This window comes from Nesterenkonia marinintestina (assembly GCF_025420485.1).
GTDB classification, from domain to species: domain Bacteria; phylum Actinomycetota; class Actinomycetes; order Actinomycetales; family Micrococcaceae; genus Nesterenkonia; species Nesterenkonia marinintestina.
On sequence record NZ_JAOEFD010000001.1, the window covers coordinates 217,426 to 240,727 of the forward strand.

At 70.3% G+C, this 23,302-nt stretch carries 16 protein-coding genes and 1 tRNA gene; 5 read left to right on the plus strand and 12 right to left on the minus strand.

Annotated elements, in window-relative coordinates; translation table 11 throughout:
- Window positions 1–8 precede the first annotated feature (8 nt).
- The 7 genes from N7E59_RS00920 to N7E59_RS00950 form a co-directional block, all read right to left on the minus strand.
- On the minus strand, window positions 9–1,265 hold the full coding sequence (locus N7E59_RS00920; protein ID WP_261623028.1) for a TerC family protein: 1,257 nt from the start codon (window positions 1,263–1,265) through the stop codon (window positions 9–11).
- 205 nt (window positions 1,266–1,470) lie between these two features.
- Window positions 1,471–2,760, minus strand: coding sequence for an MFS transporter (locus tag N7E59_RS00925; RefSeq protein WP_261623282.1), 1,290 nt, complete (start codon window positions 2,758–2,760; stop codon window positions 1,471–1,473).
- 13 nt (window positions 2,761–2,773) lie between these two features.
- On the minus strand, window positions 2,774–3,460 hold the full coding sequence (locus tag N7E59_RS00930) for a hypothetical protein (protein ID WP_261623029.1): 687 nt from the start codon (window positions 3,458–3,460) through the stop codon (window positions 2,774–2,776).
- Window positions 3,457–4,119, minus strand: a complete 663-nt coding sequence (locus tag N7E59_RS00935; RefSeq protein ID WP_261623030.1) for a SatD family protein — start codon at window positions 4,117–4,119, stop codon at window positions 3,457–3,459. The genes N7E59_RS00930 and N7E59_RS00935 overlap by 4 nt, the downstream gene beginning before the upstream one ends.
- A gap of 58 nt (window positions 4,120–4,177) precedes the next feature.
- Window positions 4,178–6,304: an excinuclease ABC subunit UvrB gene (uvrB, locus tag N7E59_RS00940; protein WP_261623031.1), complete on the minus strand. Its 2,127-nt coding sequence runs from the start codon at window positions 6,302–6,304 to the stop codon at window positions 4,178–4,180.
- Window positions 6,305–6,337: 33 nt separating this feature from the next.
- The gene (gene coaE, locus N7E59_RS00945; RefSeq protein WP_261623032.1) at window positions 6,338–6,934 is read right to left on the minus strand and encodes a dephospho-CoA kinase; all 597 of its coding nucleotides are present in this window, start codon (window positions 6,932–6,934) and stop codon (window positions 6,338–6,340) included.
- Entirely contained in the window at window positions 6,931–8,721 is a 1,791-nt protein-coding gene (locus N7E59_RS00950) for a BCCT family transporter (RefSeq protein ID WP_261623033.1), read from the minus strand. Before N7E59_RS00950 ends, coaE begins: the two co-directional genes overlap by 4 nt.
- A 134-nt stretch (window positions 8,722–8,855) precedes the next feature.
- Between N7E59_RS00950 and N7E59_RS00955 the strand changes: the two genes are divergently transcribed.
- The gene (locus tag N7E59_RS00955; protein ID WP_261623034.1) at window positions 8,856–9,551 is read left to right on the plus strand and encodes a YigZ family protein; all 696 of its coding nucleotides are present in this window, start codon (window positions 8,856–8,858) and stop codon (window positions 9,549–9,551) included.
- A complete protein-coding gene (locus tag N7E59_RS00960) occupies window positions 9,548–10,729 on the plus strand; it encodes a class I SAM-dependent methyltransferase (RefSeq protein ID WP_261623035.1) in 1,182 nt (393 codons plus the stop codon). Before N7E59_RS00955 ends, N7E59_RS00960 begins: the two co-directional genes overlap by 4 nt.
- A 78-nt stretch (window positions 10,730–10,807) precedes the next feature.
- On the opposite strand, the gene rpsA is transcribed toward N7E59_RS00960, so the two are convergent.
- The 3 genes from rpsA to polA all read right to left on the minus strand — a co-directional run bounded on the left by rpsA (window position 10,808) and on the right by polA (window position 16,750).
- A complete protein-coding gene (gene rpsA / locus N7E59_RS00965; protein WP_261623036.1) occupies window positions 10,808–12,286 on the minus strand; it encodes a 30S ribosomal protein S1 in 1,479 nt (492 codons plus the stop codon).
- Window positions 12,287–12,548: 262 nt separating this feature from the next.
- On the minus strand, window positions 12,549–13,922 hold the full coding sequence (locus N7E59_RS00970; protein ID WP_261623037.1) for a GNAT family N-acetyltransferase: 1,374 nt from the start codon (window positions 13,920–13,922) through the stop codon (window positions 12,549–12,551).
- Window positions 13,922–16,750: a DNA polymerase I gene (gene polA, locus N7E59_RS00975; RefSeq protein WP_261623038.1), complete on the minus strand. Its 2,829-nt coding sequence runs from the start codon at window positions 16,748–16,750 to the stop codon at window positions 13,922–13,924. The genes N7E59_RS00970 and polA overlap by 1 nt, the downstream gene beginning before the upstream one ends.
- Before the next feature lie 18 nt (window positions 16,751–16,768).
- Here polA and N7E59_RS00980 point away from each other — a divergent pair, with 18 nt between their 5' ends.
- Both N7E59_RS00980 and putP read left to right on the plus strand, forming a co-directional pair.
- Entirely contained in the window at window positions 16,769–17,284 is a 516-nt protein-coding gene (locus N7E59_RS00980; RefSeq protein ID WP_261623039.1) for a hotdog fold thioesterase, read from the plus strand.
- Window positions 17,285–17,346: 62 nt separating this feature from the next.
- A complete protein-coding gene (gene putP, locus N7E59_RS00985; protein ID WP_261623040.1) occupies window positions 17,347–18,855 on the plus strand; it encodes a sodium/proline symporter PutP in 1,509 nt (502 codons plus the stop codon).
- Here the strand turns inward: putP and N7E59_RS00990 are convergent.
- A complete protein-coding gene (locus N7E59_RS00990; protein WP_261623041.1) occupies window positions 18,839–20,032 on the minus strand; it encodes a glycosyltransferase family 4 protein in 1,194 nt (397 codons plus the stop codon). The genes putP and N7E59_RS00990 overlap by 17 nt on opposite strands.
- Before the next feature lie 42 nt (window positions 20,033–20,074).
- Window positions 20,075–20,145, minus strand: a tRNA-Gly gene (locus tag N7E59_RS00995).
- Window positions 20,146–20,279: 134 nt separating this feature from the next.
- Here N7E59_RS00995 and N7E59_RS01000 point away from each other — a divergent pair.
- Complete coding sequence (locus tag N7E59_RS01000) at window positions 20,280–23,282, plus strand: glycosyltransferase (protein ID WP_261623042.1); 3,003 nt, start codon at window positions 20,280–20,282, stop codon at window positions 23,280–23,282.
- Window positions 23,283–23,302 lie beyond the last annotated feature (20 nt).

A 23,302-nucleotide genomic window follows, 5' to 3' on the forward strand; every position in this document is an offset into this window, starting at 1 on the left:
GCGCGCCCTCAGAGGGTGGGGCCGTCCTGCTCCACGATGTCCTCCGAGACCGGGGCCTGCCGACCGGCGGCCTGGGCCGAGGCCAGCCGCGTCTCATGGGCGGTGCGGATGATCCGGGAGTAGCGGTCCTTGTGCTCGATGAGCTCGTCGCGGTACTTCGGAGCGACCTGCTCGGCCTCCCGCGTCCATCGGTCCATACGCTCCTCGGCCTTCCGACGGTCCTCGGCGTCGGCGTCCTCATCGAGCATCGTGTAGCGGTGGGCGAAGCGTTCGGCGTTCTGCAGGGCGCGCAGCGCCTTGCCCTTCGGGCTGTACAGCGAGAGCAGAACGGTGACGGTGAGGATCACCATGATGACCATCAGCGAGATGTTGGTCGGCACCTCCGCCACGGGCACGTTCTCCCCGTCGTTGACGAACGGCAGGTTGTTCTCGTGCAGCGCGTGGAGGATGAGCTTCACCCCGATGAAGCCGAGGATCGCCGCCAGGCCGTAGGACAGGTACACCAGGCGGTCGAGCAGGCCGTCGATGAGGAAGTACAGCTGGCGCAGTCCCATGAGCGAGAAGGCGGTGGCGGTGAAGACGATGTACGGCTCACGGGTCAGCCCGAAGATCGCCGGGATCGAGTCGAAGGCGAAGAGCAGGTCGGTCGCCCCGATGGCGACCATGACCAGCAGCATCGGGGTGATCAGCAGCCGGCCGTCCACTCGGGTGAAGAGCCTGTCCTGCACGTACTCGTCGTGCGCCGGCAGCACCTTCGTGGCCGCGCGGACCATGATGTTGTCGGCCTCGTCCTTCTCCTTGTCCCCGGTCATCTGGCCCTTGAGCTGCTGCCCGGCGACCAGCAGCAGCAGGATGCCGAAGAGGTAGAAGACGTCGGACCATGCCTCGATGATGGCGGCGCCGAGGAGGATGAAGGCGGTGCGGGAGATCAGGGCGAAGGTGATGCCGAACAGCAGCACCTTCTGCTGGTACTCCCGGGGCACCTGGAAGGAGGCCATGATGACCAGGAAGACGAAGAGGTTGTCGACGCTCAGCGCCTTCTCGGTGAGATAGCCCGCGTAGTACTCCACCGCGAACTGAGCGTCTCCGACGACGAAGAACATGAGGCCGAAGAGCAGGGCGATCCCCACATAGACGGCCGACCAGATCGCGGCCTCACGGATGGTGGGGATGTGCGCCTTGCGGACGTGGAAGATGTAGTCGAAGAGCAGCAGGCCGACGATCAGAGCGATCGTGATGCCCCAGAGCAGGGGGGTGATCTCCATGGACGGGGAGTCCTTCCGGGAAGGGTGTCAGGGGACGATGATGTCCCGTGAGTCTCTCCGCCCGTCCCCGTCGGCCCAGATGGTGGCCGCGTCGGACGGACCGCTGCGCCCGGCGGGTCGTCGGCGACCTGCGTGCTGACGTGCGCAGCGCGGGGGATACTCCCTCACGTCAGGGACAGCATACACCCCGCTCGGGCCGGCGCCGTCACGCCGCAGATGCCCCGCGGCGGGCCGCGGCGACCCAGACCCCGACGGCGACGACGGCCAGGAGGCACAGCAGGTTGAGACCCGGGAATCCGAGCAGCGCGAGCACGACGCCGGAGCCCGCGGCGCCGACCGCTCCGGCGGCCCCCATCATCGTGTCGGTGACCCCCTGGACCAGGACCCGGCGTCCGCCGGTGACCGCCTCCGCCACATAGGCCGACCCTGAGACCGTCGCCATGGACCACCCCAGTCCCAGCAGGACCAGGGCGACCGTCACGGCCGCCTCGTCCTGGGCCCCCGCCGCGCCGAGGACCACGGCGCCGGCGAGCACCCCCTGGGAGGCGAGCATGGTGCGCAGCCGGCCCCAGCGGTCGGAGAGCATGCCCATCAGGGGTGAGAGTGCGAACATCCCGGCGATGTGCAGCGAGATCACCAGTCCGATCAGCACCAGCGTGTCGGTGTCGGCGTGGTGGTGTCCTCCGGGCTGATGCGCCGCTCCGTGACCCGCCGCACGGGCCAGGTGGACCGGAGTCATGGACATCACGGCGACCATCACGCCGTGCGAGGCCACGACCACGGTGATGCCCAGGGCTGCGGCGGGCACGCCCACCGCCGCCCGGATCCCGTCGACCAGCCGAGGCCGGGAGGGCGCGGATGCGCCGCCGGCGTGGGCGCCGGCGAGGATCAGCGGGTCCGGACGCAGCCCGATCTGGAGGACGAGGACGGCTCCGACCATGCCCGCCAGGGAGAACAGGAAGGGCCCTGAGGTCTCGGGCAGCCCGAGGCGGGCGGCCAGCGACGCACCGGGGCCGATGAGGTTCGGCCCGGCGACCGCGCCGACGGTGACCGCCCAGACCACCAGACCGAGGTCCCGACCCCGGTGACGCTCCTCGGCCAGGTCCGTGGCTGCGAAGCGTGCCTGGAGGTTGGCGGCGTTTCCCAGACCGATCAGCGCGGCCGCGGCCAGCAGGACGAGGAAGCTCCCCAGCACCGGGGCCAGGATCATTCCCAGCGACCCGACTGCGGCGAGCACGTACGCCCCGGAGAGCGCAGTGCGGCGTCCTCTCCGCAGCGCCAGCCTCGCCAGCGGGAGCGCGCTGAGCGCGCCGGCCACCGAGATCGCCGTCGTCGTCGCACCGCCCCAGGCCTCGCTGCCGGTGAGTTCGACGGCGAGCAGGGAGCCGACCGCCAGCGACGCTCCGTTGCCGATGCCGGAGAGCAGCTGGCTCAGGGAGAGGGTGAGGACGACGCGGCGCTGGTGCGCCCGACGGGTCTCCGCGGAACTGCTGATGACTTCTCTCCTATCAGGTGATCTGCGCGGACCACAGCAGCAGGGCTCCGGCTCCGGCGAGCCCCCAGCTGGTCAGGGACCCGATCAGGAACTCCTCGGCCCGGGTGCCCCCGGGACGATCGCCGGAGATCGCCGGGAACCGAACGATGCCCTTCGCCGCCGCCAGCGCCGCCACCACGGCCTGCGCCCCGAAGAGCGCGAGGACGGTCATCAGGATGCGCTCCAGCGGTCCGATCAGCCGCCCGCCGCGCAGCCCGTCGTCGTCGGATGCGCCCCGACCGGTCAGGTCCAGCATCGCGCGGGTGATCCGATTCGAGGATTCGGTGAGGAACAGGATGACTCCTGCCCAGAGGAGCACCGGCGGCACGTGGGCCGCCACGCTCCCCCACACCGCGACCTCGACCAGCGCCCCGGCCACGACGAGCGCGCCCATCACCAGAGGAGCGGCCGACCCCCGTCCGCGCAGGACCACCCACAGGAGTCCGGCCGCCGCGGCCGCGGGACCGGCCCACCATCCCGCCGTTCCCCCGGGCGGGCCGATCGCCGCCGCGCCCAGCACGGGGAGCACGAGCGCAAGCACGAGGAACCAGGCTGCGTAGACGATCCTGCGCAGCCGCCGACCGTCGTCCGCCCGCCGCGGTGCACGCAGCAGAGGCACGAGGTCGCAGACCGCGACGGCGAGGACCAGCAGAGCGGTCACGGCGTCCGCCCCTGCGCGAAGAGCCGATCGGCCTCCAGAAGCGCCGCCGCCCCGGAACGGTGCAGCGCCTGAGAGACCGCCGACTGCGAGATGCGCTCCCGTCCTGCGACCTGCTCCTGCGTCCCCCCGGCCAGCAGATGCGCACAGATCCGACGTTCGCGGGACTTCATCCGCGACACGACGTGGTCCCGCAGCAGCAGATGGGCGTTCACCGCCGTCGCCCGGTCCTCATCGGCCCCGACGAACCAGCTGACGACCTCGCCGCGTCGTCGACCGCGCCGCGCCGCCTCCTCGACGGCCTCGCGGGCACGGAGCCATCCCTCGCCGTCCTGGATGGGACCCCGGTCGCCCTCCTCGATGTCGCGGATCGCGCCCTCCCCCAGGCCGCATCGCACGCGCAGCCCCTCCGGAAGACCGACGAGCAGGTGCAGGGACGCCCGCGCCGCGTCCCGCCAGCTGTGGTACACGGCTTGGAACTCGTCGCCCACGGTGGCCCAGGCGGGCTCCCGCGGGATGACCTGTGCGTGGGCGGACGCGAAGGCGTCATGGATCGCGTCCTGGGCGGCCGACCGGTCCCCCAGCCCTCGGGATCCGACGATGTCGGCGATCAGGCCGACGGGAAGCGGGCCGTCGTCCCGAGCCTCAGAAGTGCGTGCCATCCGATCACCATATCACTTATACAAGTCCTGATATAAGCTTTAACGCGTAAGCCTCTGCTCAGTCGTGACCGGCCTGCCGCATCTGACGGAGCTCCTTCTTCAGATCTCCGATCTCGTCGCGCAGCCGTGCCGCGACCTCGAAGTTCAGCTCCTCGGCCGCATGGTGCATCTGCCCGGTCATCTGCTCGATCAGGTCGGCGAGGTCCGTCGCCGGCGTCGTCGAGACCGCCCCCTCCCCGCTCGCGTCGGTCTCGCCGTCCCTGCGGAGCTGCGTCAGCCCCCGATGCCCCTTGCCGTACTCGAAGCCGGTGGCCAGTCCGCCCATGCCCTGCAGCAGATCCGCGGTGTCGGCGTCCTCGCGGGCCAGCTGATCGGTGATGTCGGCGATCCTCTTCTGCAGCGGCCGAGGGTCGATCCCGTGCTCGGCGTTGTACTCCATCTGCACCTGACGGCGCCGCTCCGTCTCGTCGATGGCCCGCCGCATCGAGTCCGTGACCCGGTCGGCGTACATGTGGACCTGGCCCGACACGTTGCGTGCGGCACGCCCGATGGTCTGGATCAGGGAGGTCGTCGAGCGGAGGAATCCCTCCTTGTCGGCGTCGAGGATCGAGACCAGGGACACCTCGGGGAGGTCCAGTCCCTCACGCAGCAGGTTGATCCCGACGACGACGTCGAAGGTTCCCTTCCGCAGCTCACGCAGCACCTCGATGCGCCTGAGCGTGTCGACGTCGGAGTGCAGGTACTCGACCCTGACCCCGTGCTCGAGGAGGTACTCGGTGAGGTCCTCGGCCATCCGTTTGGTCAGGGTGGTCACCAGGACGCGCTCGTCGCGGGCCGCGCGGTCCCGGATCTCGGCGAGCAGGTCGTCGATCTGACCCTTGGTCGGCTTGACCACCACCTCGGGGTCGACGAGCCCGGTGGGCCGGATGATCTGCTCGACCACGCCGTCGGACACCCCCCGCTCGTACGGACCGGGGGTGGCGGACAGGTAGACGGTCTGACCGATGCGCTCGAGGAACTCGTCCCACTTCAGCGGCCGGTTGTCCATGGCCGAGGGCAGTCGGAACCCGTGGTCGACCAGAGTCCTCTTCCGGGACATGTCCCCCTCGTACATCCCGCCGATCTGCGGGATCGTCACATGGGACTCGTCGACGATGAGCAGGAAGTCGTCGGGGAAGTAGTCCAGCAGGCAGTGCGGCGCCGAACCGGCGTCGCGGCCGTCGATGTGCCGGGAGTAGTTCTCGATGCCGTTGCAGAACCCCATCTGCTGCATCATCTCGAGGTCATAGGTGGTGCGCATCCTCAGCCGCTGGGCCTCGAGGAGCTTGTCCTGGGACTCCAGCTCCTCCAACCGGATGCGCAGCTCGTCCTCCACGGCGGTGATCGCCCGTGCCATCCGATCGTCCCCGGCGACGTAGTGGCTGGCCGGGAAGATGTACATCTCATCCTCCTCGCGCACCACGGTGCCGGTGAGCGGATGGAGGGTGTGGATGGCCTCGATCTCGTCGCCGAAGAACTCGATGCGCACGGCGAGCTCCTCGTACATCGGGATGATCTCGACCGTGTCGCCCCGCACCCGGAACGTCCCGCGGTGGAAGTCGGTGTCGTTGCGGGCATACTGCATCCCGACGAAGCGGCGCAGCAGCTCGTCGCGGTCCACCTCGTCGCCGCGGCGGACGGCGACCATCTGGGCGATGTACTCCTCCGGGGTCCCCAGACCGTAGATGCAGGAGACCGTGGCCACCACGACGACGTCGCGGCGGGTCAGCAGCGCGTTGGTCGCCGAATGGCGGAGCCGTTCGACCTCCTCGTTGATGGAGGAGTCCTTCTCGATGAAGGTGTCCGTCTGCGGGACGTATGCCTCAGGCTGGTAGTAGTCGTAGTAGGAGACGAAGTACTCCACCGCATTGTGCGGCAGCAGCTCGCGGAACTCGTTGGCCAGCTGAGCGGCCAGGGTCTTGTTCTGGACCAGGATGAGGGTCGGCCGCTGGATCCGCTCCACCAGCCAGGCCGACGTCGCCGACTTCCCCGTTCCGGTGGCCCCCATGAGGACGACGTCCTTCTCGCCGCCCTCGATCCGCTCCGCGAGCTCCTCGATGGCCCGGGGCTGGTCTCCGGAGGGCTCGTAGGGGCTGACCACCTGGAACGGTGCCACCGTGCGGGAGATCTTCGGCGCCAGGCTCATGGGGACCAGACTACTGGGTGGGACAGGTGCGGATCAGACCCGGCCGCCGAGTTCCTCCCACAGCGCATCGACCCGCGTGCGGAGTTCCTCCAGCGTGCCGTCGTTGTCCACCACGTGGTCGGCCGCCGCGGCCCGCTCCTCGTCGGAGGCCTGGGCCGCGATCCTCGCCCGGGCATCCTCCTCCGGCATCCCGCGCTCCTCGGTCAGACGGCGCATCCGCTCCTCGAGCGGGGCGCGGACGACCACCACGACGTCGAAGCGGCCGGCCTGACCGGTCTCGACCAGCAACGGGATGTCCTCCACCACGACGGCGTCCCGATCCGCCTCGGCACGTCTGGCCTCCGCGGCCCGCCGCACCCGGGGGTGGACGATGCCGTTGAGCCGCTCCCGAGCATTGCCGTCTCCGAAGACGATGGCTCCCAGCGCGGCGCGGTCCAGCGAGCCGTCCTGGTCGAGGACCTGCTCACCGAAGGCGGCGACCACCTCCTCGAGTCCCTCGCTGCCCGGCGCAAGGACCTCTCGAGCCAGGACGTCGGCATCGATGAGCACCGCGCCGAGCTCCACCAGCCGGGAGGCCGCCGCAGACTTGCCCGCGGCGATCCCCCCGGTCAGCCCGACGTCGAGGGTCATCGCGGTGTATCGTCCTCATGCTCCGAGGAGGGCACGGTCGGGTCCACGACGGGGATCTCCCCGCTGCGGATGCGATACTCCTCGACGATCTCCGGCTGCTCGGTGTGCTCCACCTCGGGCGCATTCTCCGGCTGGGTGCCCTCCAGGTAGTCCGGAGCCACCACCGCGTGGGCCAGCGACCGGTCGGACTCCTCCATCCGGCGCTCGTACTCCTCCGGCGGGAGGGTCCGCAGCCAGCGGCGGGTGCGCAGGTAACCGACCTCGCCGGCGTCCTCGCGCATCGCGCGGAGCAGGTTGAACATGATCAGGTAGCCCAGCAGGAAGAACGGCAGACCGAGCACGATGGCCACCGACTCCAGCGCCGCGAGGCCGCCCTCGCCGGTGGCGGTGAGCAGCACGGCGGCGATCAGGCCGATGGAGATCGCCCAGAAGGCCTTCTGGTGCAGCGGGGCGTCCTCCTCGAACCCGTTGCACATGTTGTCCAGCACCAGGGCGCAGGAGTCCATGGAGGTGATGAAGAAGATTCCGACGACCAGGATCGCCACTGCGGAGGTCACCGTCACCAGCGGGAAGTGCCCCAGGAACTCGAACATCGCTCCGGGGATGTCTCCTTCGTCGACGACGGTCTCGATCAGTCCCGCATCCTCACCGGACTCGATGTCGAAGACGCCGGTCCCCCAGATGCCGAACCAGACGATGGTGAACGCGGTGGGCAGGCCCAGCACGCCGGCGACGAACTGACGCACAGTCCGTCCGCGGGAGATCCGAGCGATGAAGATGCCCACGAACGGGGACCAGGTGATGGTCCATGCCCAGTAGAAGATGGTCCAGCCGTTCTGCCAGCCGGTGTCGGCCAGGGTGTCGTTCCAGAACGCCAGCTCCGGGAGCATCGACGCGTAGACGCCGGTCCATTCGATCATGCCTCGGAGGAGGTGGACCGTCGGACCGGTGACGAGGATGAACAGCAGCAGCAGGATCGCGGTCCAGATGTTGAGGTTCGAGAGCCGCTTGATCCCCTTGTTCACACCGAGGATGGCCGAGATCATCGCCACCACGGTCACCACGAGGATGATCAGGATCTGTGACAGCGCGTCCTCTCCGATCCCGAAGAGCCTGGCCAGCCCGGAGTTGATCTGCAGGGTTCCGAGACCGATGGAGACCGCGACGCCGAAGACCGTGCCGACGATGGCCAGCACGTCGATGGTCCGACCCATGGGGCCGTGGATCCGTTCGCCGATGAGCGGCTGGAAGATCGAGGACACCCGGGGGGGCAGGTTGCGCTTATAGATGAAGTACGCGAAGCCCAGCGCCGGGAGGCAGAAGATCGTCCAGGTGTGCAGTCCGAAGTGATAGAGCGTGAAGCCCATCGCCTCCGACGCGGCCTCGGCGGACGCCCCCTCGACGCCCTCGCGGGGCGGATTCGCGAAGTGGTTGACCGGTTCGGCCACCGCCCAGAACATCAGGATGGTCCCGATGCCGGCGGCGAAGAGCATGCCGAACCACGAGATGTCGGAGTGCTCGGGCTTCTCATCGTCGGCCCCGAGCCGCATCTGGCCGAAGCGGCTCAGTGCGATGAAGACCAGGAAGAGCAGGAAGATGGTGACTCCGGAGATGTAGAACCATCCGAGATGCTCGTAGATCCAACCGGAGGCGTCGCCGAAGAAGTTCCCCATCTGCGTCTGGAACAGCAGGGTGAGGACCACGAAGGTCAGGACGATCCCCGCAGAGGTGAAGAACAGGACGGGGCTTGTGCGCAGTCGGAAGAGATCGTGGATCCGCTCTAGCATACGAGTGCCTTTCAGTTCCTTCGCCCCGATCCCGGGACTCGGTGCGACTACGAGACTACGTCAGATTCCTCACAGATGCTCTTCATCTGGAGTTCAGCGTTTCGTCCCCCGCACGCTCCCGTAGACTCGCCCGGGTGAGCAGCTACACGACGATGGGCTCCGGCGCGGAGGTCACGGCCGAGGTCGAGCGCCGCCGCTCACGCTTCCTCGCCGTCCTGGCGCGTGCGTCCTCGGTCGAGGCCGCCGAGGAGCTGCCGGCGCGGCTGCGCCGACGCCATCACGAGGCCCGTCACCACTGCTGCGCCTGGGTCGTCGGGCCGGAGCGCGATCAGCGGCGCGGCGACGACGACGGCGAACCCTCCGGCACCGCGGGTGCCCCGATGCTCGAGGCTCTGAGCCGCGCGACCATGCCCTCGGGAGCGGCCGACCTCTCCGACGTCGTGGTGGTCGTCGTCCGATGGTTCGGCGGTACGCTGCTCGGCGCCGGCGGCCTCGTCTCGGCCTATTCCGACGCCACGACCTCCGTCCTCAGGAAGGCCGTCGAGGGTGGGCACCTCGTCACCCGTCGACGGCTCCGACGTCATGGGGTGCTCGCGCCGATCGCCGAGGTCGGACGGTGGGAGAACGAGCTGCGCGGGCACGGGGTGCTGGTCGAAGAGACCGACTACGCCGCCGGCGGGACGCTCGCGGGCGTCCCTGCGGCCGAGCTGCGGCTGGCCGTCGCCGACACCGAGGCCGAATCCGCCCGGCTGGACGGGCTGCTCGCCTCGCTGTCCTCCGGCGCGGCGGAGCTCCGGGCCGGGGAGACCGTCTGGACGGACCTGCCGTGACCGAATCTCGGAGCGGCCTTCCGCCGGCGGGGACGACGCCCGAGGTCGTGCCCGGCCGCCTCGCAGAGCGGGCACGGCGGGATCCGGAGCTGAGCCCGGACGCCGCCGATCTTCTGCTGCTCGACACTGCGGAGGCCTGGCTTCTCGCCGCCCGGGCCGCCGGTGCGCCCATCCGTCGTGCGGTCGTGGTCGACGACCGCACGGACAGCCTCGTCCCGGCGCTGGAGGGCGAGCTTCCCGAGACGTCCGTGGGGCGCTTCCGCGACGAGGACCCCCGGACCGCTCCGCTCGATGCGGATCTGCTGACCGGAGCCGAGCTGGTGCTCATGCCGCTGCCCCGGTCGCTGGACGCCCTGGACGAATGGGCCCAGCTGATCGCACAGTCCGCCGATCCCCGCGTCGTGCTGCTCGCCGGAGGTCGTGACAAGCACATGAACAGATCGATGAACGAGGTGCTGGCACGTCGATTCGCCGACCTGGTGCCGGGCCGGGGCCGGAGCAGGTCACGGGTGCTCACCGCGCGCTCTCCCCGACAGGACGTCCCCGCTCCTGCCGCGCGGCGGCGCGAGCACGAGGTCGCCGCGGAGCTCGGGCTCCCCCGTCCCCTCACGCTGTGCGCGGTGGGCTCCGTCTACGGCGGAACCTCTCTGGACCCCGGCACCCGGCTCATGCTGGCGACGGTGCTGGCCGACCCGGACCTGCGGGCCGAGTTCGAGACGGCCGCCGCCTCAGGAGACCGTCCCGTCGACCTGGGCTGCGGGAACGGCACGGTCGCCGCCGTGCTGGCTCTGCGGTTCCCCGGGCTGTCGGTCCTGGCGGTCGACCGTTCGGCCTCGGCGGTCGGGTCGGCACATCGGACGGCCCACGCCAACGGCGTCTCCGACCGCATCGAGGTGCTCCACGACGACGGTCTGCTGGACCTGCCGGCGGCATCCCACCGGCTGATACTCCTCAATCCGCCGTTCCACCGCGGGAACGCCGTCGACGTCACCGTCGCCCACGAGCTCATCGCGCGCGCCGGGCGCGCCCTGGCCCCGGGAGGGCGGCTCGTCTGCGTGTGGAACTCGCATCTGCGCCACCGTCGCACCCTGGAGTCGGCTGTGGGGCCGACCGAGCAGCTGGCCCGGAACCCGAAGTTCACGGTCACGGTGTCGACTCGGCGCACCGGCCACGCATGACGGAAGGCCCGCCCCGCGCGATGCGGGACGGGCCTTCCGCGGCTGCGCCCTCCGTCGGGCGGCGGGGCGATCAGCGGATCAGCTCTGGCTGCCGGTGAGCTTCTCGCGCAGGGCGGCCAGGGCCTCGTCCGAAGCCAGCGTGCCGGCGTCGGTGACCGAGTCGGAGCTGTAGTTCGACGGTGCCGGCTCGGAGGCCTTCGCACCGCCCACCGACTGCTGTGCGGCGGCGTCGGCGTCGGCGGAGAGCGCCGTGGCGACCTGCGCCTTGTGGGCCTCCCAGCGCGCCTCGGCGGCGGCGTACTGCGCCTCCCAGGCGGCACGCTGCTCCTCGAAGCCCTCCATCCACTCGTTGGTCTCCGGGTCGAAGCCCTCCGGGTACTTGTAGTTGCCCTCGGCGTCGTACTCGGCGTCCATGCCGTACATGGCCGGGTCGAACTCGGCGGCCTCGGGGTCGACGCCCTCGTTGGCCTGCTTCAGCGACAGGCTGATGCGGCGACGCTCGAGGTCGATGTCGATGACCTTGACGAAGAGCTCCTCGCCCACGGAGACGACCTGCTCGGCGAGGTCCACGTGGCGCACGGCCAGCTCGGAGATGTGGACCAGACCCTCGATGCCGTCCTCCACGCGGACGAACGCGCCGAAGGGCACCAGCTTGGTGACCTTGCCCGGCACGACCTGTCCGAGGGCGTGGGTGCGGGCGAAGACCTGCCACGGGTCCTCCTGGGTGGCCTTCAGGGACAGCGAGACGCGCTCACGGTCCATGTCCACCTCGAGCACCTCGACGGTGACCTCCTGGCCGACCTCGACGACCTCGTTCGGGTGGTCGATGTGCTTCCAGGACAGCTCGGAGACGTGCACCAGGCCGTCGACGCCGCCGAGGTCCACGAACGCACCGAAGTTGACGATCGAGGAGACGGTGCCGGTGCGGACCTGGCCGCGCTCCAGCTTGTTGAGGAAGGAGGAGCGGACCTCGGACTGGGTCTGCTCCAGCCATGCGCGCCGGGACAGGACCACGTTGTTGCGGTTCTTGTCCAGCTCGATGATCTTGGCCTCGATCTCCTGACCGATGTAGGGGGCCAGGTCGCGGACGCGGCGCATCTCGACCAGCGAGGCCGGGAGGAATCCGCGCAGCCCGATGTCGAGGATGAGGCCGCCCTTGACGACCTCGATGACGGTTCCCGAGACCACGCCGTCCTCATCCTTGATGCGCTCGATGTCGCCCCAGGCACGCTCGTACTGGGCGCGCTTCTTGGACAGGATCAGGCGGCCTTCCTTGTCCTCCTTGGTGAGGACCAGGGCCTCCACCTCATCGCCGACGGCGACGACCTCGTCCGGGTCCACGTCGTGCTTGATGGACAGCTCACGGGACGGGATGACGCCCTCGGTCTTGTAGCCGATGTCGAGGAGGACCTCATCACGGTCGACCTTGACGATCGTGCCCTCGACGAGGTCTCCGTCGTTGAAGTACTTCATCGTCGCGTCGACGGCGGCGAGGAACTCGTCCTCGCTGCCGATGTCGTTGACGGCGACCTGCGGGGCGTTGGTGGTGGTGGTCATGTAGTAGGGGCTCCGATGATGGATGGTGTGCAGTTGGCCAGCGCACGGTCACTGCGGTGCACTGAGCGACGGACAGATGACAGCCTGCAGGACCCGCTCCCGTTCGGGCGGATCCGGCGGTGGAGATGTCAGACGTCGAAATCGACTCTGTGCGCAGAATGCGCCCGCTCAGTCTATACTGCCGCAGCAATTCGGGACAAACGCCCGACGCCCTCGGCCGGAGCCGCCCCTCGGCGTCCGCCGCCGACCACAAGGCCGCAGATCAGAAGTGCGTCGCGCAGTGGGGACGGTCCGTGAGGTCCGTCAGAGCCGCCGCGGCGCGCAGGTGCTCCTGCGAGTCGGCGCGGAGCCGTCCGGCCGCGGCCAGGGCACCGAGGCCGACGTCGCCCAGATACAGCGCGGCCAGCGTCTCCGCATCGGTGCGGATCCGCGGGAGGCCCTCGTCGGAGTCCTCGTCGGAGCCATCGGCGGAGTCCTCGTCGCGCTGTTCGGTGACCTCCGCGGCGCCTCCGCGCACGGTGACCCGGTAGGTCCCGTCGATGATGCCGAGGGAGTCGTCGACCTCCAGACGGAGCTCGCCGTCGCCGACCCAGGGCCGAGCGGCCAGCGCGGCGGGGACGTCGAGGATGCGCAGCCACAGCATGTCCCTGATGCCGGACACCCGATACGCCCGGGGGTCGACCAGGGCGCGGCACAGCGGGTCCTCCACCGGCGCGGTGCGCTGAGTGACGCGGTCGACGACGTCCAGGGAGATGAGGAACCGCCACAGCTCGAGGCGGCTGACCTCGTCCGCTGCGGCCATGTCCACCACGCGCATCGTGCTGGGCTCGGTCTCCCAGCCGGCATGCTGATAGCAGACGTAGCCCCCGATCGACCCGTCGTCGCGCACATGGACCGCGGCTCGCCGTGCCCGATTCCAGGAGGTGTCGGTGAAGCTGGTCATCCGCCCGGCGGCGAGGTCCCGGACGATGTCCTGGCGCTCCACCGACCCCCGGGTCGCGGCGTGGTCGGCCGCGGCGACCTCCTCGATGACCGGGCCCAGCTTCGTCGGATCGGCCGGCAGCACACGACCCGCAGGCGGTGTGCGCAGCGCGGCTCCGGAGCTCTCAGCCCCGGCCAGGTCGAGCCGCACGGAGGCCTCGCGGACCGCCACGCCGAAGCCGAAGCGCCCGTAGATCGCACCCTCGGAGGCGGTCAGCGCGGCCATGGGCATCCCGTCGGCCACGGCGCGGGCCAGGGCGTCGGTCATCAGGTGCTTGAGGATCCCGCGACGCCGGAATCCCGGGTCGACCGTCACCCCGGTGATCAGTCGGGTCGGCAGCAGGCTCCCGGCGTTGAGCGTCTTGTCGTAGTCCACGAAGGTCCCCACCGGATGGTCCGCCGGGAAACCGATCTCCGGGGGCAGTCCGGCCTTCTCCGCGTAGACTCCGGTGAGCCGCTGCCCGTCGGCCACGAAGCTGGGCACCACCCGGTCCAGGACCTCACCGTCGAGCCAGGGCTCATAGAACCCCTGCTCGACCGCGCGGGTGAACGCCGCCGTGCGGGGGTCGGGCCGCCCCTCGGCGTCCACTCCGGCCGCGAACGTCTCCGAGCGCAGACCCTCGGCCAGCGGGGTCACCTGCGGCGGGCGGGGCATCAGTGCGCCGCCTCGTGCCAGGAGGCCCCGGCCCCGACGTTGACGTCGAGGGGGACGGAGAGGTCGGCCGCACCGGACATCCGGTCGACCAGCAGCGTCTCCACCTGCTCCCGCTCCCCCGGGGCCACCTCGAGGATGAGTTCGTCGTGGACCTGCAGAAGCATCCGCGAGGTCAGTCCCTGATCCGCGAGCGCGGCGTCGACGTCGAGCATGGCCCGCTTGATGATGTCCGCCGCGGACCCCTGGATCGGCGCATTGAGGGCGGCCCGCTCAGCCATCTGGCGCAGCTGCCGGTTGTCGCTGGTCAGGTCGGGCAGGTAGCGACGACGGCCCCAGATCGTCGAGGTGTAGCCGTCGGCACGGGCCTGCTCGACCACCTCACGCAGGTAGTCGCGGACCGCGCCGAAGCGCTCGAAGTACTCGGTCATCAGCTCGCGGGCCTCGTCGACGCCGATGTCGAGCTGCTTGGACAGGCCGAAGCTGGACAGGCCGTAGGCCAGGCCGTAGCTCATGGCCTTGACCTTCGCGCGCATCTCGGAGGAGACCTCCTCGGTGGAGACCCCGAAGACCCGGGCGCCGACGAAGCTGTGCAGGTCCTCTCCGTCACGGAAAGCTCGGATCAGGGCGTCGTCCCCGGAGAGGTGCGCCATGATCCGCATCTCGATCTGGGAGTAGTCCGCGGTCAGCAGCGTCTCCCAGTCCTCGCCGACGACGAAGGCATCTCGGATCCGCCGGCCCTCGGCGGTGCGCACGGGGATGTTCTGCAGGTTCGGATTCAGGGAGGACAGCCGTCCGGTCGCGGCGACCGTCTGGGCATAGGTGGTGTGGATCCGGTCGTCGTCGCCGACGGTGTCCATCAGACCGGTGACCGTCTGCCGCAGCTTGGTGGCGTCGCGGTGAGCCATGAGGTGGTCCAGGAAGGGGTGCTCGGTGCGGGCGTGGAGCTCGCGGAGGGACTCGACGTCGGTCGAGTACCCGGTCTTCGTCTTCCGCGTCGGAGGCAGCCCCAGCTCCTCGAAGAGCACGGTCTGCAGCTGCTTCGGCGAGCCCAGGTTCACCTCGTGCCCGATGGCGTCGTACGCCCCCTGGGCCGCCCGCTCGACGGCGGCCTCGAAGTCGGCGTCGAGGGACTCCAGCCGCTCGCGGCTCACGGCGATGCCGGTGAGCTCCATGTCGAGCAGGACCTCGGCCAGGGGGATCTCCAGGCCGTGCAGCAGCTCGGCGACGTGGCGGGCCTCGAGCTCCTGCTCCAGCGCGGCCGAGAGCGGGTGCATCAGGTGGGCGCGCAGCGCCGCAGCCTGCAGCGTCGGCAGTGCGACGCCGTCGAGGACGTCCTGAGTGCTGAACAGGTCGGGGGCGGACCCGCCGACGGCGTCACCGTCGCCGTCACCGTCGGCGCCGGCTCCCTCTCCCCCCACATAGTCGGCCGGGTCGGCCGATCCGCGGAGATGCTGTGCGACCAGCTCGTCGAAGGCGTAGTTCCGCCGGTCGGGCTGGATGAGGTAGCCGGAGATCAGCGAGTCCTCCGACGCCCCGCGCAGCGTGAGTCCGCGCCAGGCGAGCCGGCGGCCGGCGTCCTTCAGGTCATGGATCAGCTTGGGGACGGCGGCGTCGGCGAGGATCTCGGCCAGCGCCCGATCCAACTCCTCGTCCGCGGCGGTGAGGGAGACGACGACCACGGGCTCCGGCTCGTCGGAGCCCTGCTCGGACGGCGGGGCGAGGACGACGGCGAGCGCCTCGGCCCAGCGGGCGGCCTCGTCGCGCTTGGCCTTGGTGGAGAGGTCCTCCCAGCCGCGGTCCAGGCACAGGGCGACGCCGAGCGGTCCCGCGGTGAGACCCTCCAGGTCCTGCGGCGTCGTGGCCGTCCGGATCTCGGGCAGCACCCGGGTGGGCGCGTCCTTCTCCACGGAGTCGGGGAACCGCTGTGCGAAGACGTCGTAGAGCCGGTCTCGGATCTGGTCGAACTGCAGGGCGTCGAAGAGGGGGTCCACTGCGGCGCGGTCCGGGACCGACAGTGCGGCGTCCTCCAGGGACAGCGGCAGCTCGAGGTCCCGGACGAGCAGGTTCAGGCGCAGGTTGCGTTCGACGTCGTCGAGCGAGGCCCTCAGGTTCTCTCCGACCTTGCCGCCGATCTCTTCGGCGTGGTCGATGATGCCCCTGGTCGAGCCGTACTGGGCGAGCCACTTCGCGGCCGTCTTGGGGCCGACCTTCGGAACGCCGGGGAGGTTGTCGGCGGCCTCTCCGACCAGTGCCGCGAGGTCCGGGTACCGCCGCGGCGGGACCAGGTACTTCTCCTCCACGGCGGCCGGATCCATGATGGGCAGCTTGGTGATCCCCGAGGTGGGGTAGAGCAGCGAGGTCCGTTCGGTGACCAGCTGGAAGGTGTCCTTGTCCCCGGAGACCACCAGGGTCTCCCAGCCGGCCTCCTCGGCCCGCGTCGCGAAGGTCGCCACGATGTCGTCCGCCTCGTACCCCTCCACCGTGACCGCGGGGATCCTCATGGCTTCGGCGACCTGTCTGATCAGGTCGATCTGGCCGTGGAACTCCTCGGGGGTCTTCGCACGCCCGCCCTTGTACTCGTCGTAGGACTCGTGCCGGAAGGTGGGCGTGTCGAGGTCGAAGGCCAACACGACATGGGTGGGCAGCTCCTCGCGGATGAGCTTGAGGAGCATGTTGGTGAAGCCGTGCACCGCGTTGGTGTGCTGACCGGTGTCGGTCACGAAGCTCTCCACCGGCAGCGCGTAGAACGCGCGGAAGGCCATGGAGTGGCCGTCGACGACCAGCAGTCGGTTATCGGTCTCGGGTCGCGCTTCACTTGTCCGGCTCACGGTGCAACTCTAGTGGGCATGGTCGAAGATTTCATCGCACGCTCACGCCCGTCCGCACCCACTCCCCACCCCGCGCCCGAGGAGCGCGAGGCCCTGCTGCGGGCCGCCGGTGTGCCCGAGGAGCACTGGGAGCACACCGGCCCCTATGGGATCGCTCCGCTGTCGGTGCGCATGGGGATGCGGTACCTGGAGTTCTCCCCGGAGCGGGTGGTGGCGACGATGCCGGTCTCCGGCAATGAGCAGAACGTCGGGCTGCTGCACGGCGGGGCGCATCTGGTGATGGCCGAGTCACTGGGGTCGCTGGCCGCGGTGCTGCACGTGCGCACCACCCTGGGGCTCGATCGTGCGGTGGTCGGCACCGAGATCGGGGCCACCCACCACCGGGCGATCACCGAGGGGCTCGTGACGGCCACCTGCACGCCGATCACTCTGGGGCGGACCCTGACCTGCCACGAGGTCGTGATGCGCGACGAGCAGGACCGCCGGCTCTCCACCGCACGCATGACGAACATGATCCTGGCCGACAGGGGTTGACGGCGATGAGCAGATTCGTCATAATTCACCCCTCCTGACGGTGCGGTGCGATACTCGTCGGCATGACGACACATGCTGATCCGACGGTCCAACTGATCGCCGTCGGCCTCTACTTCGCCGCGATGCTGGCGATCGGCTACTACGCGTACCGCCGCACCGACGACACCGAGGACTACATGCTGGCCGGGCGCCGGCTGAGGCCCACCACCGCGGCCCTGTCGGCCGGTGCCTCCGACATGTCCGGCTGGCTGATGATGGGCCTGCCCGGCGCCGTCTACGCCTCCGGACTCATCGAAGCCTGGATCGCGATCGGACTGACCGTCGGTGCCTGGCTCAACTGGAAGTTCGTCGCTCCGCGGCTGCGCTCCTACACCGAGGTCGCGAACAACTCGATCACCATCCCCAGCTTCTTCGAGGCCCGGTTCAAGACCGGGAACCACTCACTGCGGCTGATCGCCGGAGCCGTGATCCTCGGCTTCTTCACCTTCTACGTCTCCTCCGGACTCGTCGCCGGGGGCGAGTTCTTCCGACTGGCCTTCGGCCTGGACTACACCACGGGGATGCTGATCGTCGCCGGGGTGACGGTGCTCTACACCCTGATCGGCGGCTTCCTGGGGGCCTCGCTGACGGACGTCGTCCAGGGGACGATGATGTTCCTGGGCCTGCTGATCGTCCCGATCATCGCCGTCACCGTGGTCGGAGGGTTCGGCGAGACCGAGGCCCAGATCGCGGCACTGGACGCCGTCGACGGCACGGACCGGCTGAACATCCTCACCGGCGGGACCGCCCTCGGGATCATCTCCGCCGCGGCCTGGGGGCTGGGATACTTCGGCCAGCCGCACATCATCGTGCGGTTCATGGCGCTGCGCACCGCGGCCGACGCCAAGGCCGCTCGGAGGATCGGCATCGGCTGGATGGGGATCTCCTGCCTCGGCGCGGTCCTCACCGGACTGGTCGCGATCCCCTACTTCGCCGCCGAGGGCGGCCTGGAGAACCCGGAGCACGCGTTCCTCGCACTCTCCCAGGCCATGTTCCCTTCGTTCATCGCCGCGCTGCTGCTGGCTGCGGTGCTGGCGGCCATCATGTCCACCGTGTCCTCCCAGCTGGTGGTCTCCTCCTCCGCCCTGGTCGAGGACATCTTCCGGGTCTTCGGCCGTCGCACCTCACGCCGGCAGGAGCTGATGCTGGGACGCGGGGCCGTGCTGGTGGTCTCGCTCATCGCCGGCCTGCTGGCGCTGGACAACGAGTCGACGATCCTGGAGCTCGTCGGGTTCGCCTGGGCCGGCTTCGGCGCCTCCTTCGGCCCGATCGTGCTGCTGAGCCTGTACTGGAGGCGCCTCAGCATGCCGGGTGCGGTCGCCGGACTGGTCACCGGAGCGGTGACGGTGGCCGTCTGGGGCAACGTCGACGTCCTGGCGGACACCCTCTACGAGATCGTCCCAGGGTTCGTCCTGAACCTGCTGGTCGCCGTGGTGGTCTCGCTGCTCACCCACCGTCCGAACCCCGAGATCGACGCGGAGTTCGACCGGATGAGGGCAGAGGCCCGTGAGATGGTCAGCGCCGCGAAGTGATCCGGCCGCGCCGCCGCGCAGTCCGGCGCCGACCCGTCCACCGCCTTCGGGTGCGGGCCTGCGCGGCCAGGCGCAGGATCGAGGCCTCGACGGCCTCAGCGTGGCGTTCCGCGGTGTACCGCCGCCGGACGATCTCCAGACCGCGGCGGCCCATGCGGCGCAGTCCGGAACGGTCGGCGAGCGCCTCGCGGAGCACCCGAGCCAGTCCGGTGGGGTCCGCGTGGGCGAAGAAGCGACCGGACTCCCCCTCGTGGACGGCTTCGATCTCCGGGCTCGAGTCGGGATGGTCGGCCTCGGCGATGACGGGGACGCCGAAGCTCATCGCCTGGATGACGTTGAGTCCGGCCCCGCCGATCGAGACGGCGGCATCGGTCCGGCCGTAGAGCTCCCGCAGCCGGTGGTAGTCGTAGACGGGCCCGAGGAAGTCCGCCTCCACCCCGAGTTCGGTGAACCTGCGCTCGAGCCGCGGACGTTCGTCGCCGTCGCCGATGATCACCGCATGCGGAGGATCCGTCATCTCGGCCAGCGCCTCGGCCAGGGTGTCCAGCCGGTGTCGGGCAGTGAGCCGGGCGCTGTAGAGCACCATGGGGCGATGCGGCTCCGTCTCCTCGCCGGTCGGTGTGATCTCACCGGTGTCGGCCTCGGCGTAGATGCTGTTGTAGACGACCCCGAACTTCTCCTTCGGCACGCCGTAGCTCATGCCGAGCTCGACGGCGCGGTCGCCGTATACCAGCAGGCCGTCGCACATGGCGTAGAGGCCCAGGCGCAGCAGCCGCTTGAGTCCGGTCTCCGGCCGCTTCCAGCCGTGCCCCCAGAGCAGCACCGTGCGGCCCCGCAGCCGGCCGACGGCCAGGGCCGCCCAGGCGGAGAGGGTGTAGATGCGCCCTGCCAGGACGTAGACGTCGTGGGAGCCGCGCCAGACGGCCGAGACCTGCCCCTTCTCCCACCACAGCTCTCCGACGGTGCGGAAGTCGATGGGGGTGACGCGGCTGAGCACGTCGTCGGAGGCGGCGCGGATCTCCTCGGCGGAGGTCACCTCGGTGTTGGTGAGACGCCCGTGGAGGTCGACGTCGAGGCGCTCGGAGGCCTTCAGGTGACGCAGCAGCGGTTCGCGGTAGTGGGCGGCGGTCGGCTGGACCACGAAGAAGACCCTCAGGCGACCGGGTTCCTCAGTCATGGTCACCTCTCAGCCGTCATCGGAGAAGATGACTCGATTCGGAGGGGATGACGGGAATCGAACCCGCGTCGTCGGTTTGGAAGACCGAAGCTTTACCATTAAGCTACATCCCCGCTGGTCGGCAGTCTGCCACGGAGAGGCCCCCGTCGCGGTGTGACGAGAAGTGAGTCTAGCAAGGGGCCCCTCGTGCTCCAAAACGCCGTGCGCCCCCGCCCGCACCCTGTCTCCGAGGGATACCCTCAGAGACGTGAGCCAGCAGTCCGCACAGCAGTCCGCATCCCTCGACGAGGCCTCGGCGCGCGACGCCGCGGCCTCCCATCGCGCGGCCGCACAGCAGCTGCGGGCGAGCACCCGACGGCCCGTGCACTGGGCCGGCGCCGCCGAGGCCCACGACCGACGGGCCGCCCACCTGGAGTCGGGCGGGCCGCCGGAGGCTCCGACGGCGGCCGTCTGCGCCCGCGCCGAGCTGGCCGGGATGACCGCCGCCGCCGCGGCGCTGCCCCCCGGTGAGCCGGGGGTGTCGCGTCCCCGGCTGGACCTGCGGATCGGCATCATCTGCGACCGCTTCCTGTTCGACACCTTCGCCCGACTCGCCCACATGGTGCCGCTAACGCCGGAGAACTGGCGCGACCACCTCGACGGGGTCGACCTGCTTCTGGTGGCGGCGACCTGGCGAGGCCACGACGGCCACAGCTGGGACGCCACCGCCGAGGACGCCGCCGCTCGTCGTCGGCTGCTGCACGAGGACCTCATCCCCGCCTACCGGGACGCGGGGGTGCCCACCGTGTACTACGGCAAGGAGGACCCGCCGGACTACCGCCGGTTCCTGCAGACCGCCGGAGCCTGCGAACACATCCTCACCACCGCCGCCGAGGTGGTGGAGGACTACCGGCGGGACTGTCCCGAGGCCCGCAGCGTCTCGGTGCTGCCGTTCGCCGTGGACCCGCAGCTGCACTCCCCGCTCGGCTCGCGGCCCGCGGCCTCGCCGGCGGTCCTGTTCGCCGGCTCCTGGATGGGGAGGAAGTATCCGCTGCGCGCCGAGTACGCCCGACGGATCCTCGACGGCGTCCTGGCCGCCGACCGTCCGACGGTCCTGGTCGACCGGTACTACGACGCCGAGCGTCCCACCCCCAACCAGCTGGTCCCCTACCGGTACTGGGCCCACCGCACCCCGGCGGTGGACCACACCGAGCTCATGGCCCTGCAGCGCGTGGTCGACGTCGCGGTCAATCTGAACTCGGTGCCGGACTCCCAGACGATGTTCGCCAACCGGGCTCTGGAGCTCCAGGCCTCCGGCACCGCGGTGCTCTCCACCTACAGCCAGGGGCTGAACTCGTACTTCCCGCAGGTCCACATCGCCAATTCGGCGGAGGACCTCGCCGCCGAGCTTCGGCGGCTGGATGAGGATCCCGAACGGCTGCGCCGCATCCAGTCCGACGGGATCCGACAGGTCTTCCTGGAGCATCACGGTGCGGACCTGCTGGCCCGGGCGGCCGGCGTCGCCGGAGTCGAGGTCGCCCTGCCGGCCGAGCGGGTGCTCGCCGTCGCCGAGGACGTCACCGAAGAGCTCGCCGCCGATATGGCCGCCCAGACGCACCGAGAGACCACCCTGATCACCTGGGCCCGCCTCGCCGCCGAGGGGGCGCCGTCCGGGGAGATACTCATGCCGGTCTCCCCGGAGCGGCGCTACCTCCCGGACTATGCGGCCGACCATGTCGCGGCCTTCCGCTACCAGTCCTCCCCGATCAGCGTGAAGCTCGACGGCGACGCCGCCGCCACGGACCGTGTCGCGCTGCGCCACCGGCAGGGCCTCGAGGGCCTGGACCTCACCCTGACCGCGTTCTGGCGCCCGGCGGCCCTGCGCGGGGAGCGCCCGTCACCGGAGGCTCTGCACTCCGAGGCGATGGACCGCCGCGTGTTCGTCGGCGACCACCTCAACCACGCCCCGGCCGGGCCGACCGGTCGGCCGGGGCGCGTGCACACCGACCTCCGGCAGGCCTCTGCGGCCGCCCGACGCACCGCCCGGGCTCTGGGGCTCGAGGTCTCGGTGGTGGTTCCGGTCTACGGCAACGGACGTCACCTGCGCGACAAGGCCTTCGCGTCCCTGCGCCGCAGCCCGGGCTTCGCGCGCATGCACGTGCTGCTCGTCGACGACGGCTCCACCGACGGGATCACCACGTCGATCCTCGAGGAGCTGGCCTCCGCGCACGAGAACGTCCTGGTGCTGCGGCACCCGCCGGGAGGATCGGGGTCGGCCTCGCGCCCCCGGAATGCGGGACTGGCGATGGCCGGCACCGAGTTCGTCGCCTATCTCGACCCCGACGACGAGCAGTGCGGGGACGCATACGCACAGATGGTCGACGCACTGCGCGAGACCCCGGAGGCACGATTCGCCCTGGGCACCCAGCACACCTGGAGCGACCGCCGCCGGCACCTCGACGTCCACTCGTGGCTGGACCTCGGATCGGAGGTCGACGGAGCCCTGCGGCGGCCGCGCCCCGACGTGCTCGAGGCCTCGTCCTTCCGTCCGGCCAGCATCGAGGGCATGGTCGCGCGCACCGACTGGCTGCGCGGACTGGGGCTGGTGCAGCCGGTCGGTGCGACGGGTCAGGACACCCTGTTCTTCCAGCAGCTGCTGCACCGCACCGATGCGTACCTGGCGGTGGCCGCCCCGGCGTACGTCTACTACGGGGCCGTGGACAGCTCGATCGTGAACGCGGTGAGCCCCGGCTACTTCCGGAAGTACCTGATCGTCGAGGCGGCTCGGGCGGAGTGGCTGCGCCGGGAGGGTCTCCTCGAGGCCTATCTGCACACCCGGTTCGAGCACTTCCTGGTGACCTGGTACCTCCCGCAGCTCGCGCTGGTGTCGGCAGATCGGCGGGACGAGGCCGAGGAGGTGCTGCGGGAGATCGTCGCGCTCTATGCGGAGGATCCTGCGGCGGTCCGATGGCGGACGCCCGAGGCGCTTCGATTCTTCGGACGCCGTGCGCTGCCGGACCCGTCGCGGATGCGTCCCACCCTGGGTCGATGGCGACGCCGAGTCCGCTCCGAGGCGGCCGAGCGGGCCGAGACTCTGCGCCGGACGCGGCCCGGACGGCTCGCCGGCTCGCTCTACCGACGGACGCTGAAGCCCCGTGACGCAGAGGCCGAGGCCGAGCTGGCGGACATGCGCGCCGACGAGGCGATGATCGGCTCGCCGACCTCCGCCGCGGCCGAGGCGGACCGCTGGGAACGACGGCTGCCACGCTGACCGGCCCGGCCGTGGTCCGG

Coding starts and splice junctions, on each gene's coding strand:
- N7E59_RS00950 (WP_261623033.1), bottom strand. CDS start 8,721: ATGCTAGAGCGGATCCACGATCTCTTCCGACTGCGCACAAGCCCCGTC.
- N7E59_RS00980 (WP_261623039.1), top strand. CDS start 16,769: ATGGTCGAAGATTTCATCGCACGCTCACGCCCGTCCGCACCCACTCCC.
- N7E59_RS00970 (WP_261623037.1), bottom strand. CDS start 13,922: ATGCCCCGCCCGCCGCAGGTGACCCCGCTGGCCGAGGGTCTGCGCTCG.
- rpsA (WP_261623036.1), bottom strand. CDS start 12,286: ATGACCACCACCACCAACGCCCCGCAGGTCGCCGTCAACGACATCGGC.
- N7E59_RS00935 (WP_261623030.1), bottom strand. CDS start 4,119: ATGGCACGCACTTCTGAGGCTCGGGACGACGGCCCGCTTCCCGTCGGC.
- N7E59_RS00990 (WP_261623041.1), bottom strand. CDS start 20,032: ATGACTGAGGAACCCGGTCGCCTGAGGGTCTTCTTCGTGGTCCAGCCG.
- coaE (WP_261623032.1), bottom strand. CDS start 6,934: ATGACCCTCGACGTCGGGCTGACCGGGGGGATCGCCGCGGGCAAGTCT.
- N7E59_RS00920 (WP_261623028.1), bottom strand. CDS start 1,265: ATGGAGATCACCCCCCTGCTCTGGGGCATCACGATCGCTCTGATCGTC.
- putP (WP_261623040.1), top strand. CDS start 17,347: ATGACGACACATGCTGATCCGACGGTCCAACTGATCGCCGTCGGCCTC.
- uvrB (WP_261623031.1), bottom strand. CDS start 6,304: ATGAGCCTGGCGCCGAAGATCTCCCGCACGGTGGCACCGTTCCAGGTG.